The organism is Pantoea dispersa, from assembly GCF_019890955.1.
Lineage (GTDB): Bacteria > Pseudomonadota > Gammaproteobacteria > Enterobacterales > Enterobacteriaceae > Pantoea > Pantoea dispersa.
Genome location: NZ_CP082346.1, coordinates 513,897 through 528,876 on the forward strand (window position 1 = coordinate 513,897; position 14,980 = coordinate 528,876).

14 protein-coding genes and 1 riboswitch are annotated in these 14,980 nt (G+C 59.1%); of the genes, 7 read left to right on the top strand and 7 right to left on the bottom strand.

Features of this window, described 5'->3' with window-relative positions:
• Nucleotides 1-27: 27 nt before the first annotated feature.
• Nucleotides 28-627 carry a glycerol-3-phosphate 1-O-acyltransferase PlsY gene (gene plsY / locus K7H94_RS02475; protein ID WP_021509626.1) on the bottom strand — a complete coding sequence of 200 codons (600 nt, stop codon included), beginning with the start codon at nt 625-627 and terminating at the stop codon, nt 28-30.
• A 107-nt stretch (nt 628-734) separates the two neighbouring features.
• Between plsY and folB the strand changes: the two genes are divergently transcribed.
• Nucleotides 735-1,094, top strand: a complete 360-nt coding sequence (folB, locus tag K7H94_RS02480; protein WP_021509625.1) for a bifunctional dihydroneopterin aldolase/7,8-dihydroneopterin epimerase — start codon at nt 735-737, stop codon at nt 1,092-1,094.
• Nucleotides 1,095-1,285: 191 nt separating this feature from the next.
• Nucleotides 1,286-2,104 (top strand): undecaprenyl-diphosphate phosphatase, encoded by an 819-nt coding sequence (gene bacA / locus K7H94_RS02485; protein WP_031280132.1) that lies wholly within the window; start codon nt 1,286-1,288, stop codon nt 2,102-2,104.
• Nucleotides 2,105-2,122: 18 nt separating this feature from the next.
• Here bacA and K7H94_RS02490 read toward each other — a convergent pair whose 3' ends face one another.
• A complete protein-coding gene (locus tag K7H94_RS02490) occupies nt 2,123-3,355 on the bottom strand; it encodes a multifunctional CCA addition/repair protein (protein WP_021509623.1) in 1,233 nt (410 codons plus the stop codon).
• Nucleotides 3,356-3,496: 141 nt separating this feature from the next.
• A complete protein-coding gene (locus tag K7H94_RS02495; protein ID WP_010618709.1) occupies nt 3,497-4,120 on the bottom strand; it encodes a TIGR04211 family SH3 domain-containing protein in 624 nt (207 codons plus the stop codon).
• Nucleotides 4,121-4,325: 205 nt separating this feature from the next.
• Here K7H94_RS02495 and K7H94_RS02500 point away from each other — a divergent pair, with 205 nt between their 5' ends.
• From K7H94_RS02500 to hldE, 3 genes are all read left to right on the top strand, one after another.
• Nucleotides 4,326-5,636, top strand: a complete 1,311-nt coding sequence (locus K7H94_RS02500) for a CYTH domain-containing protein (RefSeq protein WP_222951586.1) — start codon at nt 4,326-4,328, stop codon at nt 5,634-5,636.
• A 33-nt stretch (nt 5,637-5,669) separates the two neighbouring features.
• Nucleotides 5,670-8,528: a bifunctional [glutamate--ammonia ligase]-adenylyl-L-tyrosine phosphorylase/[glutamate--ammonia-ligase] adenylyltransferase gene (gene glnE / locus K7H94_RS02505; protein WP_222951587.1), complete on the top strand. Its 2,859-nt coding sequence runs from the start codon at nt 5,670-5,672 to the stop codon at nt 8,526-8,528.
• Between the two features lie 67 nt (nt 8,529-8,595).
• Nucleotides 8,596-10,020, top strand: coding sequence for a bifunctional D-glycero-beta-D-manno-heptose-7-phosphate kinase/D-glycero-beta-D-manno-heptose 1-phosphate adenylyltransferase HldE (gene hldE / locus K7H94_RS02510; protein ID WP_021509620.1), 1,425 nt, complete (start codon nt 8,596-8,598; stop codon nt 10,018-10,020).
• Nucleotides 10,021-10,059: 39 nt separating this feature from the next.
• Here hldE and ubiK read toward each other — a convergent pair whose 3' ends face one another.
• Nucleotides 10,060-10,365, bottom strand: a complete 306-nt coding sequence (gene ubiK, locus K7H94_RS02515; protein ID WP_010618705.1) for a ubiquinone biosynthesis accessory factor UbiK — start codon at nt 10,363-10,365, stop codon at nt 10,060-10,062.
• A gap of 171 nt (nt 10,366-10,536) precedes the next feature.
• A riboswitch (FMN riboswitch) is annotated at nt 10,537-10,685 on the top strand.
• A gap of 108 nt (nt 10,686-10,793) precedes the next feature.
• Here ubiK and ribB point away from each other — a divergent pair.
• Nucleotides 10,794-11,450 (top strand): 3,4-dihydroxy-2-butanone-4-phosphate synthase, encoded by a 657-nt coding sequence (gene ribB / locus K7H94_RS02520; RefSeq protein ID WP_010618704.1) that lies wholly within the window; start codon nt 10,794-10,796, stop codon nt 11,448-11,450.
• 53 nt (nt 11,451-11,503) lie between these two features.
• On the opposite strand, the gene K7H94_RS02525 is transcribed toward ribB, so the two are convergent.
• Nucleotides 11,504-11,887: a cell wall hydrolase gene (locus tag K7H94_RS02525; RefSeq protein WP_021509619.1), complete on the bottom strand. Its 384-nt coding sequence runs from the start codon at nt 11,885-11,887 to the stop codon at nt 11,504-11,506.
• A gap of 144 nt (nt 11,888-12,031) precedes the next feature.
• Nucleotides 12,032-12,799 (bottom strand): zinc transporter ZupT, encoded by a 768-nt coding sequence (gene zupT, locus K7H94_RS02530; protein WP_222951588.1) that lies wholly within the window; start codon nt 12,797-12,799, stop codon nt 12,032-12,034.
• 210 nt (nt 12,800-13,009) lie between these two features.
• On the opposite strand from zupT, the gene ygiD reads away from it, so the two are divergent.
• On the top strand, nt 13,010-13,780 hold the full coding sequence (gene ygiD, locus K7H94_RS02535) for a 4,5-DOPA-extradiol-dioxygenase (protein ID WP_371824682.1): 771 nt from the start codon (nt 13,010-13,012) through the stop codon (nt 13,778-13,780).
• Between the two features lie 35 nt (nt 13,781-13,815).
• Here ygiD and K7H94_RS02540 read toward each other — a convergent pair whose 3' ends face one another.
• Entirely contained in the window at nt 13,816-14,979 is a 1,164-nt protein-coding gene (locus K7H94_RS02540; protein ID WP_222951589.1) for a glutathionylspermidine synthase family protein, read from the bottom strand.
• Between the last annotated feature and the right edge of the window lies 1 nt (nt 14,980).

Here is a 14,980-nt window from a genome sequence, read left to right on the forward strand (position 1 = left end):
TAAAAAACCGGCTGCGCGCCGGTTTTTTTATTTCTTCTTTTTACGCTTCCACACGCGGTTTTCCTGACCGCGCCACAGGCGCTGAATATTGTCGTGATGGCGCAGCAAAATCAGGCATGACAGCATCGACACCGGAAAGGTGAACTGCGGCTTAAACCACCAGACATAAAACGGGGCAATCAACGCGCTGACGATCGCGCCCAGTGATGAGTAACCGCTGAGCAGCACCGTCAGCAGCCAGGTGCCGGTCATCAGGCCGGTCAGGTCCCAGCCAATCGGCGCGATGGCCCCAAACGCGGTGGCCACACCTTTGCCGCCGCGAAAGCGGAAAAACACCGGATAGATATGGCCGAGGCAGGCGGCGATGGCCGTGAGACCAAGATACATCGGCGTGACGTGCAGCCACCAGGCGATCCACACCGGCACCATTCCCTTCGCTACGTCGAAAATCAGTACCGCGGCAGCGGCGGCTTTACCGCCAATACGTAACACGTTGGTGGCGCCTGGATTGCCAGAGCCTGCGCTGCGGGGATCGGGTAAACCAGCGAGTTTACAAACCAGGATCGCACTGGAAATCGAGCCGCAAAGATACGCGAAAATAATCATACCAAGCGCGATAGCACTCATAGCTTCGTACCGTTCCTTTTGGGTCGTTTTGTTCTCGATAAGCGTGGATAATACGCATAATCCGCCGGAAGTGGTATCCGGCTAAGCCAAAAACAGAGAGCGACATCATGGATATCGTATTTATAGAACAACTCACCGTGTTCACCACAATTGGCGTTTACGACTGGGAACAGGGCATGCAGCAGAAGCTGGTGCTCGATGTCGAAATGGCGTGGGACAACCGTCAGGCAGCGGTGAGCGACGATGTGAACCACTGTCTGAGCTACGCCGATGTCACCGAAGCGATCCTCAGTCATCTGCAGGGGCAGCGTTTCGCGCTGGTCGAACGGGTGGCAGAAGAAATCGCCGATCTGTTGATGAATCGTTTCAAAACGCCTGGCGTACGCGTGAAGGTAGGTAAACCGGGGGCTGTCGCCCAGGCGGCGAGCGTGGGCGTGAGAATTGAGCGCGGGACTATTCCTAAATAAATCCTGCGTGATTGCCATCACAATGAAACCAAACCAAATTATGGTGTGTCTCAGTGGAGGCCGCTGCGCTGATGAAGGGGAAGTGACCGAAATCCTTAAGGTTTCCTTCAGCAAGGTGCAGGCATAATTTCAGGCGGTAGCGGTGCGCGACCGCCTTTTTACTGTTTAAAACGGATAGAGGGTAAAATTTGATGGCAGACATTCATCAGCTATGGGTAGCTGCAATCCTGGGGGTTGTGGAAGGCCTTACGGAGTTCCTGCCGGTCTCATCCACAGGCCACATGATTATTGTTGGCCATTTGCTGGGGTTCGAGGGTGAGAAGGCGGAAACCTTTGAAGTGGTGATCCAGCTGGGCTCCATCCTCGCCGTAGTCGTGATGTTCTGGCGCCGGCTGTTTGGCCTGATCGGCATTCACTTCGGCCAGGAGCGCCACGAAGGCGTCGGCAGCGGAAAACTGACGCTGATTCACATTCTGCTGGGTATGGTGCCGGCGGTGGTGATTGGCCTGGTGCTGCATGACCAGATTAAAACCCTGTTTAACCCGATCAACGTGATGTATGCGCTGGTGGTGGGCGGCGTGCTGCTGCTGGCGGCGGAATATCTCAAGCCAAAGCAGCCGAAGGCGGTGGGCATTGATGACATCACCTATCGCCAGGCGTTTATGATTGGCTGCTTCCAGTGTCTGGCGCTGTGGCCGGGCTTCTCGCGTTCCGGCGCCACCATCTCCGGCGGTATGCTGATGGGCGTCAGCCGCTATGCGGCGTCCGAGTTTTCCTTCATCCTCGCGGTACCGATGATGATCGGTGCTACCGGACTCGATCTCTACAAGAGCATGGGCTTCCTGACGATGCAGGATTTCCCGATGTTTGCCGTGGGCTTCGTGACCGCCTTTATTGTCGCGCTGCTGGCGATCAAAGTGTTCCTTGAGCTGATCAAACGTATCTCGTTTGTGTCGTTTGCCATCTACCGCTTTATCGTCGCGGCAGCGGTTTACGCCATCTTTATGTAATGCGCGAGGCGCGGCCGGTTACGCTGGCCGCGCGTCGATTAACCCTTCCTGCAACGCCAGCACGCGCCGACGCGTCAACTCTTCCCGCACCGCCGCGCCTGTGAAACCGGCCTCGACCACCGCTTTGGTGGGCACCGCCTGCGCCAGCGCAAACGCGCGCCGCAGATAATCGCCCTGCGGATAAGCCATGCTCTCCAGCGTCGTACGCCCGCGAGCGTCGGCTTCGCTGGTCAGTGCCATCTTTTCCACGCGATCGGGCTTGCGCCAGGCGTCGATGCGGTCAAACAGCGCCACCAGCGCGTCAGCCGGCTGGCGTTCAATGGTGTGCACCACATCGTGAAACTCCGTCACCACCAGGGCCAAATCGCGCACCTGGTTCGGCACGCGCAGCCGCTGGCACAGCGCTTCAACAATCGGTACACCGGCCGGGCCGTGACCATGATGGCTCGGCCACTTCTCTGGCGGCGTCAGCGCTTTACCCACATCGTGGAACAGCGTGGCGAAGCGCACGTCAAGCTGGTCGGAGAGCGCCGCAGCCATGGTCAGCGTCATCAGCGCGTGGACGCCGGTATCGATCTCCGGATGCCACTTAACGGGGGCCGGAATGCCGTACAGATTGTCGATTTCCGGGAACAGCACCTGCAATGCATCGCAGTCGCGCAGCAGCTGGAAATAGACCTGTGGATTGCGCGTCAGCAGCGCTTTTTCCGTCTCTTTCCACACCCGCTCTGCGGTGAGGTGCGCCAGTTCACCGCTGTGCGCCATCTCGCGCATCAGCGCCTGGGTTTCAGGTGCCACGCGGAAATTGAGATGGGCGAAACGGGCAGCAAAACGCGCCACGCGCAGCACGCGCAGCGGATCTTCATTAAAGGCTGCCGACACGTGACGCAGGGTGCGCTGCTGCAAATCCTGCTGGCCATGATAAGGGTCGATCAGCGTGCCGTCAGCGGCCTGCGCGATGGCATTGATGGTCAGATCTCGACGCTGTAAATCCTGCTCCAGCGTCACGTCCGGCGCGAACTGGGTCACGAAGCCGGTATAACCGTTGCCGCTTTTGCGTTCGGTGCGCGCCAGCGCATACTCTTCGCGGCTTTCAGGATGTAAAAAAACCGGAAAATCCCGGCCCACCTGCTGATAGCCCTGCGCCAGCATGCTGTCGGGCGTTGCGCCCACCACCACCCAATCTCTATCTTTTACCGGCAAACGCAGTAAGGCATCACGCACTGCGCCACCGACCAGAAACGTCTTCACTCAACCACTCCAGAGGCAATCCACTTTTGCGTGCCGCGCACGCTTGTTACGTTATTGTTGCATACTTTGGCGAAAAAGCGGGCATGCCAAAAGGGGCATCTTACGATCCCCTCCAGGCAAACCACAAATGGCGTGGCGGCTTTAATTCATCCAGCGATCGTTTTTCTTGCGGCGCGGCACCATGTGCGGCAGCAGCAGACCGAGCAGCAGACCGACGCCGAGCACGCCGCCGCCATACATAAACCACTGCATGATGATGGTGCGCTGTTTGTCATCCAGCTGAACGTTAGCGGCGCTGACCTTCTTCTGCGCCACAATCAGCTCGTTGCGCAGCTTCTGGTTTTCTTCTTTCAGGCCGTTGATGGTGCCGTCGCTGTTGGCCACCTTGTTCTGCATCTCTGACGTACGCTGATTCCAGCTGTTATCAATGTTCGCCAGTTTGTCGGTCAGCTCTTTAACCTGCTGCTCCAGCTGCGGCACGCGGGTGCGCAGGCTGGGAGAGGCACTGAGCTGCGACAGCGGGATCCAGTTAGTTTTGCCTTCTGCATCGCGGATTTGCGCGTACTGCGAGTCATTATTAGTTTGCAGCAGCGTGACTTCCTCCCCGGCATTCAGCTTGCCAACCAGGCGATACTGATCGCCAGGGCCGCTGCGTACCCAGGTGGATAATTCGTCGGAGATGTAACGTTTTTCATCGGCCGCGTGAGCCGGTGCGATGGCGCTGAAAGCCAGCAAAGAGAGGGCGGCAAGTGTGATTTTTTTCATTCGATATCGTTTTTTCATGATGGACGTAAATTTACCGGCACAGTCTGGAGTCGCTTCGCATAAATCTGAATGAGAACTATCCTGGTCTCAATGCGGTGCGAAAAGGGTCGTAAAAGCACAAGAAAGCAGAGACAGCAGGCTTGCGGTGCATTACTCTTCGCCAGATTAAACTCGTAAGTGCCAGCAGCGTATTGAATAAAAAATTATGACCATCGAAATCGAATTAAAGTTCATTGCCACCCCGCAAGCCGCCGAAAAACTGGCGCAGACGCTTGCCGCCTGGCCACATCAGCACCACGCCGCGCGTGAGCTGACCAACATCTATTACGAAACCGATGACAACCAGCTGCGCCGCTGGGATATGGGCCTGCGGATTCGCGGCGTGGATCAGCGCTATGAAATGACGCTGAAAACCGCTGGCAAAACGCTGGGCGGTCTGCATCAGCGTCCGGAGTACAATGTCAACCTCAGCGAGCCGCAGCTGGACATTGCCCGCCTGCCGGCAGAGATCTGGCCGCAGGGGACCGATATTGCCGCGCTTCAGTCGCGTTTGCAGCCGCTGTTCAGCACCCATTTCCAGCGTGAAACCTGGCTGGTGAGCGTTGGCGACAGCGAAATTGAAGTGGCTTTCGATTGCGGCAGCGTTGCCGCAGGGGAGCTGAGCGAACCGCTGTATGAAGTGGAGCTGGAGCTTAAGCGCGGAGCGCGCAGCGATATGCTGACCTTCGCCAGCGCGCTGATCGCCACGGGCGGCCTGCGCCTCGGCAGCCTGAGCAAAGCGGCACGCGGTTATCAGCTGGCGCAGGGCAACGCGCCGCGACCATTGCGCGCGCTGCCGCTGCAGAAAATTGCCCCTAAAGCCACGGTGGAGCAGGGCATGGTTCACGCCATGAGCGCGGCGCTCGGCCACTGGCAGTACCATGAAGAAGTCTGGCTGCGCGGTAACGAAGACGCCCGGGCACGGGTAATTGAAGCGCTGGAAACGCTGCGTCAGGCGTTTTCCCTGTTTGGCACGCTGGTGCCGCGCAAGGCCAATAGCGAACTGCGTCAGAAGCTGACCCGGCTGGAAGAGCTGCTGGCGGACAGCGAGGCCAGCGCAGAAACCGTCTGCTTCTCACCGACCTCGGTCGAAGCTCAGTTAGCACTTACTCACTGGCTGGTGGAGTCGCAGTGGCAGCCGTGGCTGGACGAGAAGAACAAAAGCAAGCTACAGGGCTCGTTTAAACGCTTCAGCGACATCATGCTGGGGCGCATCGGCGCGGATCTGCGTGAAACCTTCGTCGACGTGCAGCTGTTCAATGAATTTCAGGACAAAGCTACGCGCCTTAACCGCCAGTTGCTGGCGGTGCATCTGCTGGCGGGGGCGTATCCGGCTGAAGAAGTCAGCCAGTGGCTGGCGGGCTGGCAGGAGTTGCAGCACGCCATTCGTGAAAAACAGGAGCGCGGTCTGATTCAGCTGGTCAATCTGGCGATCCGTCAACCGCCGTTCTGGCTGAATAACGGTGCGAAACGCTAAGGCTACGGCACCATCAATCATCAGGGAGGGAAGATGTCGTTACCGTTACCGACGCTGATGCAGGCGCAGCTCGCCAGCGTGGCAGAACGTCTGGGCCTGCCGCTGACGGCGATCACACCGCAGCAGGCTGGCGCGCTGACCTTTAGTGACTTTATCGTGGACAACCTGCAGCAGCATCCGGCGTGGTGGCAACAGCTGCAGCAGCAACCGCCGCAGCCCGAAGAGTGGCAGCACTATGCGGCCTGGCTGGCAGCGGCGCTGCAGCCGGTGGATAACGAAGCCTCCCTGATGCGCGAACTGCGCCTGTTCCGCCGCCATATGCTGGTGCGCATCGCGTGGATGCAGGTGCTGGAGCAGGCCAGCACCGGGCAGAGCCTGACGCAGCTCAGCACGCTGGCGGAAGTGCTTATTACCGCCGCGCGCGACTGGGTGTGGCAGGATTGCTGCCGCGATTTCGGTACGCCGTGCAACGCCGCCGGCGAAGCGCAGCCGATGCTGATTCTGGGTATGGGCAAGCTGGGCGGCGGTGAACTCAACTTCTCTTCCGATATTGACCTGATCTTTGCCTGGCCGGAAAACGGCGTCACCCGCGGCGGCCGGCGCGAGCTCGACAACGCGCAGTTCTTCACCCGCATGGGGCAGCGGCTGATTAAGGTGCTGGATCAACCTACCGTCGATGGCTTTGTTTATCGCGTGGATATGCGCCTGCGCCCGTTTGGCGACAGCGGTCCGCTGGTGCTGAGCTTTGCCGCGCTGGAGGATTACTACCAGGAGCAGGGCCGTGACTGGGAGCGCTACGCGATGGTGAAAGCGCGCCTGATGGGCGATGACGGCGGCCACTGGAGCCAGGAGCTGCAGCAGATGCTGCGCCCGTTCGTCTATCGCCGCTATATCGATTTCAGCGTGATCCAGTCGCTGCGTAACATGAAAGGCATGATTGCCCGCGAAGTACGGCGGCGCGGCCTGAAGGACAACATCAAACTCGGCGCCGGCGGCATTCGTGAAACCGAATTCATCGTCCAGGTGTTTCAGCTGATTCGAGGGGGACGTGAGCGCTCACTTCAGCTGCGTTCGCTGCTGCCGACGCTGCAGGCCATCGGTGAGCTGGCACTGTTAACACCGGAGCAGGTTGATCATCTGCGCGCCGCCTACCTGTTTTTACGCCGGCTGGAGAATCTGCTGCAAAGCATCAACGATGAGCAGACGCAGACGCTGCCGGAAAATCCGCTCGACCGCCAGCGCCTGGCCTGGGCGATGGGCATGGCGGACTGGGCGACGCTGCTGGCACAGCTGGAACAGCACATGGCCGGCGTGCGCCACATTTTCGACGAGCTGATAGGCGATGATGCACCGGATGTCGACGATCAGCCGCAGCTGGCGGAGTTCGCCAGCCTGTGGCAGGACGCGCTGGAAGAGAGCGATTTGCTGCCGGTGGTACCGCAGCTGCAGGCAGAACAGCGCCATGCGCTGTATCGGGCGCTGAATGATTTTCGTCAGGATGTCAGTCGCCGCACCATCGGCCCGCGCGGCCGGCTGGCGCTTGATCAATTAATGCCGCGCCTGCTAAGCGAAGTGTGCGCGCGTGACGACGCCGATGTGGTGCTGGCACGCCTGACGCCGCTGCTGCTTGGCGTATTAACGCGCAGCACCTATCTGGAGTTGCTGACTGAGTACCACGGCGCGCTGCGCCATCTGATTCGCCTGTGTGGCGCTTCGCCGATGATTGCCAGCCAGCTGGCGCGCTATCCGCTGCTGCTGGATGAACTGCTTGATCCGGCCACGCTGTATCAGCCCACCGCCACCGACGCCTATCGTGACGAACTGCGCCAGTATCTGCTGCGCATTCCCACCGATGATGAAGAGCAGCAGCTGGAAGCGCTGCGCCAGTTCAAGCAGGCACAGCATCTGCGTATCGCCGCCGCCGACATCGCCGGAACCCTGCCGGTGATGAAAGTGAGCGATCACTTAACCTGGCTGGCGGAAGCGATCATTGAATCGGTGGTGCAGCAGGCGTGGCAGATGATGGTGCAACGCTATGGTCGCCCTTCGCATCTCACCAGCGACAGCGAGCGCGGCTTTGCCGTGGTCGGCTACGGCAAACTGGGCGGCTGGGAACTGGGTTACAGTTCGGATCTCGATCTGGTGTTTCTGCACGACTGTCCGGACGATGCCGAAACCGACGGTGAACGCGTCATTGACGGGCGCCAGTTTTACCTGCGTCTCGCCCAGCGCGTCATGCATCTGTTCAGTACCCGCACCTCGTCCGGCATTTTGTATGAGGTGGATGCGCGCCTGCGCCCCTCTGGCGTGGCCGGCATGCTGGTCAGCACCTTTGCCGCCTTTGACGACTATCAGCGCCATGAAGCCTGGACGTGGGAACATCAGGCGCTGGTGCGTGCACGCATCGTGTATGGCGAACCGGCGCTGTGTGAGTGCTTCGATGCGATCCGGCGCGGTATTCTGTGCCTGCCGCGTGAAGGCGCGAAGCTGCAAACCGAAGTGCGTGAGATGCGTGAGAAAATGCGTGCGCACCTCAGTAACAAGCACAAAGGCCGCTGGGAGATTAAAACCGATGAGGGCGGTATCACCGATATTGAATTCATTGCGCAGTATCTGGTCTTAGGTTACGCCGCCAGCCAGCCGGCGCTGACGCGCTGGTCGGATAACGTGCGCATTTTCGAACTGATGGCGCGCCACGGCATCATGGCTGATGAAGAAGCGCAGGCGCTGACGCACGCTTACGTCACGCTGCGCGATGCGCTGCACCATCTGGCGCTGCAGGAACTGCCGGGTCATGTCGATCCGGCATCGTTCGCTGACGAACGCGCCGTGGTGCACGCCAGCTGGCAGCGCTGGCTGGCCGCGAGCGACGCGGATGACACGGAGCAGTGAGCCTGGCGGCTTCTATGCTATTATCCGCGCATTATTTTGACTGAACGTTGAAGTCTGGAGTCTCTGCATGAAAGTAACACTGCCCGCGTTTGGCAAGGCCGCTGTGCTGGTTGTCGGCGATGTGATGTTAGACCGCTACTGGTACGGCCCGACCAGCCGGATCTCACCGGAAGCTCCGGTGCCGGTGGTTAAAGTGGATACCATTGAAGAGCGTCCGGGCGGCGCGGCCAACGTGGCGATGAATATCGCCGCACTCGGTGCGGACTCGCGCCTTATCGGCCTGACCGGTGCAGATGACGCTGCGCGCGTGCTGCGCGAAACGCTGGCGCAGGTGAAGGTTGAGTGCGATTTCGTCGCCCTTGATAGTCATCCGACCATCACCAAACTGCGCGTGCTGTCGCGCAACCAGCAGCTGATTCGCCTCGACTTTGAAGAGGGCTTTGAGCAGGTTGATCCGCAGCCGATTCACGATCGCCTGCGTCAGTCGCTGGCACAGGCGGGCGCGCTGGTGCTGTCTGACTATGCCAAAGGCGCGCTGAGCAGCGTGCAGACCATGATTCAGCTGGCGCGTGCGGCGCAGGTGCCGGTACTGATCGACCCGAAAGGCACCGATTTTGAACGCTATCGCGGCGCGACGCTGCTGACGCCCAATCTGTCCGAGTTCGAAGCGGTGGTCGGCAAGTGCAAAAGCGAAGAGGAGATTGTCAGCCGCGGTATGCAGCTGATTGCCGATTACGATCTCTCCGCGCTGCTGGTGACGCGTTCGGAAAACGGAATGACCCTGCTGCAGCCGGGCAAAGCGCCGCTGCATCTGCCCACTCAGGCGCAGGAAGTGTATGACGTCACCGGTGCCGGCGATACGGTGATCGGCGTGCTGGCCGCAGTGCTGGCTGCCGGTGAAAGTCTGGAAGATGCCTGCTTCCTCGCCAATGCTGCGGCTGGCGTGGTGGTCGGCAAGCTCGGGACTTCAACCGTCAGTACCGTGGAGCTGGAGAATGCAATTCACGCGCGACCGGACAGCGGCTTTGGCGTGATGACCGAAGCCGAGCTGAAAGTGGCGGTGGCGCAGGCGCGCCAGCGCGGTGAGAAAGTAGTGATGACCAACGGCGTGTTCGACATTTTACACGCCGGCCATGTCTCTTACCTGGCCAACGCGCGCAAACTGGGCGATCGCCTGATCGTGGCGGTCAACAGCGATGCTTCCACCAAACGTCTTAAGGGCGAAACCCGCCCGGTGAACCCGCAGGAAAACCGCATGATCGTGCTGGGTGCGCTGGAAGCCGTAGACTGGGTGGTGCTGTTTGAAGAGGATACGCCACAGCGGCTGATTGCCGAAGTGCTACCGGATCTGCTGGTGAAAGGCGGAGATTATAAGCCGGAAGATATCGCGGGCAGTAAAGAGGTGTGGGCCAACGGCGGTGACGTGCGCGTGCTCAACTTTGAAGATGGTATCTCCACCACCAACATCATCAAAACCATTCGCAATCAGTAAACACGTAGCCGGCGGGAGCGAACTCCCGCCGCGTAAACCTTACTGAGGCGTATCGATTTTGCCTGCCGGATCTGGCGTGATCACCGCCGGAGCCGGGGCCGCCGGACTTTCACTTTCCAGCTTCGCCAGACGCTGCTCCAGCGCCGCCAGTTTTTCACGCGTGCGCAGCAAAACCTGGGTCTGCACGTCAAACTCTTCACGATTAACCAGATCCATGCGGGTTAACTGCGCCTGCAATACCTGACGAATTTTCTTTTCCACATCGTCGCCAAAGTCGCGAATACCTTTTGGCATCGCTTCGTGCACCTGGCGCGCCAGTTGTTCAATTTTTTTCGTGTCGATCATGGTTGTTTCCTGGTTACGGTGGCTGATAACAGCGCGTGTTCCGACTCATCAAACATTAAGTGTAATGCCAGAAACGAAAAGGTTAAACCCGAAATCCGCAACGCATGAAGTGCAAAAGCATTTGCACTTTTGTTGATTGCCCGACCAGGTGATTGGCGCTATAGTAATTTCGCTTATTCTCAGGGCGGGGCGAAATTCCCCACCGGCGGTAAATCAGCTTCGGCTGAAAGCCCGCGAGCGCTTTCGCTTACAGTGAAAGGTCAGCAGATCCGGTGTAATTCCGGGGCCGACGGTTAAAGTCCGGATGGGAGAGGGTAACGACATCAGCCGGGCTGCGCCCGCGTCACGTTATTGCCATGTGTTTTCTACGCACTCCTAAGCTCGCCCTGGTTCTGGTAACTCATATTTTATTAATAAGGTTTTTTACCATGAATCAGACGCTTCTTTCTGAATTTGGCACGCCGGAACAGCGTGTAGAACGCGCCATCGATGCGCTGCGCAACGGGCGCGGCGTGATGGTGCTGGACGATGAAAATCGCGAAAACGAAGGCGATATGATCTTCGCTGCCGAAACCATGACCGTTGAACAGATGGCGCTGAGCATTCGTCACGGCAGCGGCATTGTCTGCCTGTGCATTAACGAAGCGCGCCGCCAGCAGCTGGATCTGCCAATGATGGTAGAGAACAACACCAGCTCTTACGGCACCGGTTTTACCGTGACCATTGAAGCGGCCAGCGGCGTGACGACCGGCGTATCGGCCTCCGACCGTATTACCACCATCCGCGCGGCGATTGCCGATGACGCTAAACCGTCCGATCTGAATCGTCCCGGCCACGTATTCCCGCTGCGCGCGCGCGACGGCGGCGTACTGGCGCGCGGCGGCCACACCGAAGCGACGCTCGATCTGGTGACGCTGGCGGGCTTCAAACCTGCGGGTGTGCTGTGCGAACTGACCAATGATGACGGCAGCATGGCGCACGCGCCGGAAGTGATTGCGTTTGCGAAGCAGCACGCCATGCCGGTGGTGACCATTGAAGACCTGGTGGCCTGGCGCCGCCAGCATGAAACCCGTCAGGCCAGCTAAGCCGACGTGAATTAAATAAGGCCGGATGTGATGCATCCGGCCTTTTTTTATGATTAACGGCTGGCGTAAAAAACGTGATTGCCTATCACCACGGTACGCTGGAAGGCGTGGCGCCACGCGGGTCTGGCGCTGTGTGCATGAAAGAAGGTCGCGCCCTTTGTCACATCCGCCAGCTTACCCTCGACAATCCGCTGGGCCAGGCGCTGCGCGCGCTGCCAGCTTTTGTCATGCTGCGGCGGATGGCGATGGGGATGTTTGTGCAGAGACGTCCAGGAGAACTGTTTGGGTGCGTACACCACCGGACAGATCTCTTTGACGTCCCAGTTAGCCCGGTTCATGGTGACAGTGCCGACGGCAATCTGTCCCTTTACCGGTTCGCCGCGCGCTTCATGATAGATATTCATCGCCAGGCATAAAATGGCTCCCTGAATTAACATAACACTCCACTGCTTTCTAAGAGTCGCGTGGAGTGTAATGAGCCCGCCGTCGGGTGTTAACAAGACCCGTCTCGACTACGCCTTAACAAGTCTAAGTCGTTGAGAGTTAAGGCCGAAGTGGTGGTGAATGAGACGAATCTCGCGTCAGCCTACCCCGCTGGTTTGCAGCAGCGTCAGGCTCAGGCCCATCACCGTCATGCCGCACAGAACGCCGTAGCTGGGGTTGTTATGCGGATCGATTTCGCGCGCCAGCGGCATCAGTTCATCCACGGACAGCGCCACCATAATGCCCGCCACCGCCGCCATAATCGCCGCAATCATCACCGGTGAGACCGCCGGCCCCAGCAGCAGAAAGGCGATGATGCCACCAAAAATCTCCGCCATGCCGGACAGGCAGGCCCAGAACAGCGCTTTGGCTTTCGAGCCGGTGGCGGCGTACATCGGTCCGGCCACCGCCAGCCCTTCCGGAATATTGTGGATCGCGACGGCCAGCGCGATGCCCAGCCCCAGTTCCATATCGCTGCTGGCGGTGACAAAGGTGGCAATGCCTTCGGGAAAGTTATGCAGGCTGATACCGAGCGTCAGCAGGATCGCGGTACGTTTCAGGTTGGTGGGGCGGCGATTGACCGCCATCAGATCCTGCGGATGCTGGTGCGGCAGCAGGCGATCCATGGCGAAATAACCCAGTAAGCCGAGCATGAACATGCCGTAGCCAAGCACCGGCGACATGCCTTCCGCATGCAGCGCGGCGGGCAGCATTTCCATCAGGGAAATCAGCAGCATGATGCCGGCGGCAAAGCCGAGCGCAAAGGCCAGTACGCGGTTCGACGGCTTCTGACCGAGCACGCCAAAAATCGCGCCGACGAAAGTGGCACCGCCAGCCAGGATGGTTAGCAGCAGAGGTACTGACATGATGGGCTCCTTAATGATAATGATTACCAGTTACAATATAGTTAACCCCATAAAATATCGAGTTATTTAGCGTAAAGTTATGTCGGCAAAATCTTGTTCAAATTTGCTGATAAACATCATCACGCTTATCAGCGTTTTTCCCCTGGCGAAAGCGCGTATCGTGACAGTCATTAACGCGATCCCGACGCCAGAGGATGAATAATGACCCGCATGCCCGCTCTGTTTCTCGGCCACGGCAGCCCGATGAACGTATTAGAAGACAACCGTTATACCCGCGTATGGCAGCAGCTGGGCGAAACCCTGCCGCGTCCGCGCGCTATTCTCGCCATCTCGGCGCACTGGTACACGCGCGGCACGGCGGTGACGGCGATGAGCAATCCGCGCACCATCCATGATTTTGGTGGCTTCCCGCAGGCGCTGTTCGACGTGCGCTATCCGGCGCCGGGTTCGCCTGCGCTGGCACAGCGCGTTATCGATCTGCTGGCGCCGGTAGCAGTGCAGGCCGATCAGCAGTGGGGCTTTGATCACGGCTCGTGGGGCGTGCTGGCGAAGATGTATCCACAGGCGGACATTCCGCTGATTCAGCTCAGTATTGATGGCACCCAGCCGGTGGCGTGGCATTTTGCGCTGGGACGTAAACTGGCGGCGCTGCGTGACGAAGGCGTGATGCTGGTGGCCAGCGGCAACGTGGTGCATAACCTGCGCATGATTCGCTGGCAGGGCGCGGAAAGCGCTTATCCGTGGGCGGAGAGCTTCAACCAGTTTGTGCGCGATAATCTGGGCTACGAGGGTGAGGCGACGCAGCATCCGCTGGTGAATTATCAGCAGCATGAAGGCGCGCAGCTGGCTAATCCGACGCCGGAGCACTATCTGCCGCTGCTGTATATTCTCGGCGCGCGAGCTGAAGGTGAGGCGGTGAGCATCCCGGTGGAAGGCATGGAGATGGGTTCGATCAGTATGCTGTCGGTGCAGGTTGGCTGACACCTGTGCCGCCCGCAGACCGGGCGGCACGTGCGTTACACAATAAAGGTGTGCGGATAGAAACGCGACAGATCCTGCGTGATCAGCGCCCGATCTTCCCGCAGACCGATACCGGCAGGCTGATCGTCAATCAGCCAGCTGCCAATCAGCGTGTAGCTGTCGCCAAATTTCGGCAGCGGCCAGAACTGCTGGACGATCATGCCCTCTTCGCCATAAGGGCCGTCGGCACGCGCGATTTCCTGACCGTTTTCCACGATGGTGATGTTGGCACCTTCGCGGGAAAACAGCGGTTTCACCACATATTTGTCCATCTGCGGCGCGCTGGCATCATCGGCAAACCAGGCGGGCAGCAGGTTAGGATGGTTGGGGAACATCTCCCACAACAGCGGTAACAGCGCTTTGTTGGAGAGAATGCTTTTCCACGCCGGCTCCAGCCAGCGCACGCCGGCATCGGCCAGCTTGGTCGAAAACATCTCGCGCAGCATGAATTCCCACGGATAGAGCTTGAACAGGTTGCTGATCACCTGATCGTGCTGATCGGTAAACTGACCTTTTTCGCCCAGCCCAATCTCATCAATGTAGAGAAATTCACTCGGCAGACCGGCTTCAGTGGCGCAATCCTGCAGATACTGTACCGTGGCGCGATCCTCTTCCGTATCGCGACAGCAGGCAAAGTGCAGCCAGTTAAAACCGTGCTGCTGGTGCAGCGTGGCGAAGCGCGCAATCAGCTGCTCCTGCAGGCTGTTGAATTGATCGCTGCCTTGCGGCAGGTTGCCGGCGTTGAGCTGATCCTCCAGCCAGATCCACTGGAAAAACGCCGCTTCGTACAGCGAGGTTGGCGTATCGGCGTTGTTCTCCAGCAGCTTGATCTCGCCTGTGCCATCCCACGCCAGATCGAGGCGTGAATAGAGCGACGGCTGACGCTGCTGCCAGGATTCGCGCACAAAATCCCAGGTGTGTTTCGGAATGCAGAAACGGGTGAGCAGCGCTTCGCTGTTCACCACTTTTTCTACCGCCTGCAGGCACATCTGGTGCAGTTCCGCGGTGGCCGCTTCCAGCTGTTCAATTTGCGCCAGCGTAAACTGGTAATAAGCGTCTTCGCACCAGTAGGGTTCGCCATACATGGTGTGAAACTGAAAGCCGTACTCGGTCGCCTTTTCGCGCCAGTTCGGACGTTCGCTGATAGCAATACGTTGCATG

Excerpts from the sequence above, each read along its gene's own strand:
- plsY (WP_021509626.1), bottom strand. The coding sequence starts at position 627 with ATGAGTGCTATCGCGCTTGGTATGATTATTTTCGCGTATCTTTGCGGC.
- folB (WP_021509625.1), top strand. The coding sequence starts at position 735 with ATGGATATCGTATTTATAGAACAACTCACCGTGTTCACCACAATTGGC.
- bacA (WP_031280132.1), top strand. The coding sequence starts at position 1,286 with ATGGCAGACATTCATCAGCTATGGGTAGCTGCAATCCTGGGGGTTGTG.
- K7H94_RS02495 (WP_010618709.1), bottom strand. The coding sequence starts at position 4,120 with ATGAAAAAAATCACACTTGCCGCCCTCTCTTTGCTGGCTTTCAGCGCC.
- K7H94_RS02500 (WP_222951586.1), top strand. The coding sequence starts at position 4,326 with ATGACCATCGAAATCGAATTAAAGTTCATTGCCACCCCGCAAGCCGCC.
- glnE (WP_222951587.1), top strand. The coding sequence starts at position 5,670 with ATGTCGTTACCGTTACCGACGCTGATGCAGGCGCAGCTCGCCAGCGTG.
- hldE (WP_021509620.1), top strand. The coding sequence starts at position 8,596 with ATGAAAGTAACACTGCCCGCGTTTGGCAAGGCCGCTGTGCTGGTTGTC.
- ubiK (WP_010618705.1), bottom strand. The coding sequence starts at position 10,365 with ATGATCGACACGAAAAAAATTGAACAACTGGCGCGCCAGGTGCACGAA.
- ribB (WP_010618704.1), top strand. The coding sequence starts at position 10,794 with ATGAATCAGACGCTTCTTTCTGAATTTGGCACGCCGGAACAGCGTGTA.
- K7H94_RS02525 (WP_021509619.1), bottom strand. The coding sequence starts at position 11,887 with ATGTTAATTCAGGGAGCCATTTTATGCCTGGCGATGAATATCTATCAT.
- zupT (WP_222951588.1), bottom strand. The coding sequence starts at position 12,799 with ATGTCAGTACCTCTGCTGCTAACCATCCTGGCTGGCGGTGCCACTTTC.
- ygiD (WP_371824682.1), top strand. The coding sequence starts at position 13,010 with ATGCCCGCTCTGTTTCTCGGCCACGGCAGCCCGATGAACGTATTAGAA.
- K7H94_RS02540 (WP_222951589.1), bottom strand. The coding sequence starts at position 14,979 with ATGCAACGTATTGCTATCAGCGAACGTCCGAACTGGCGCGAAAAGGCG.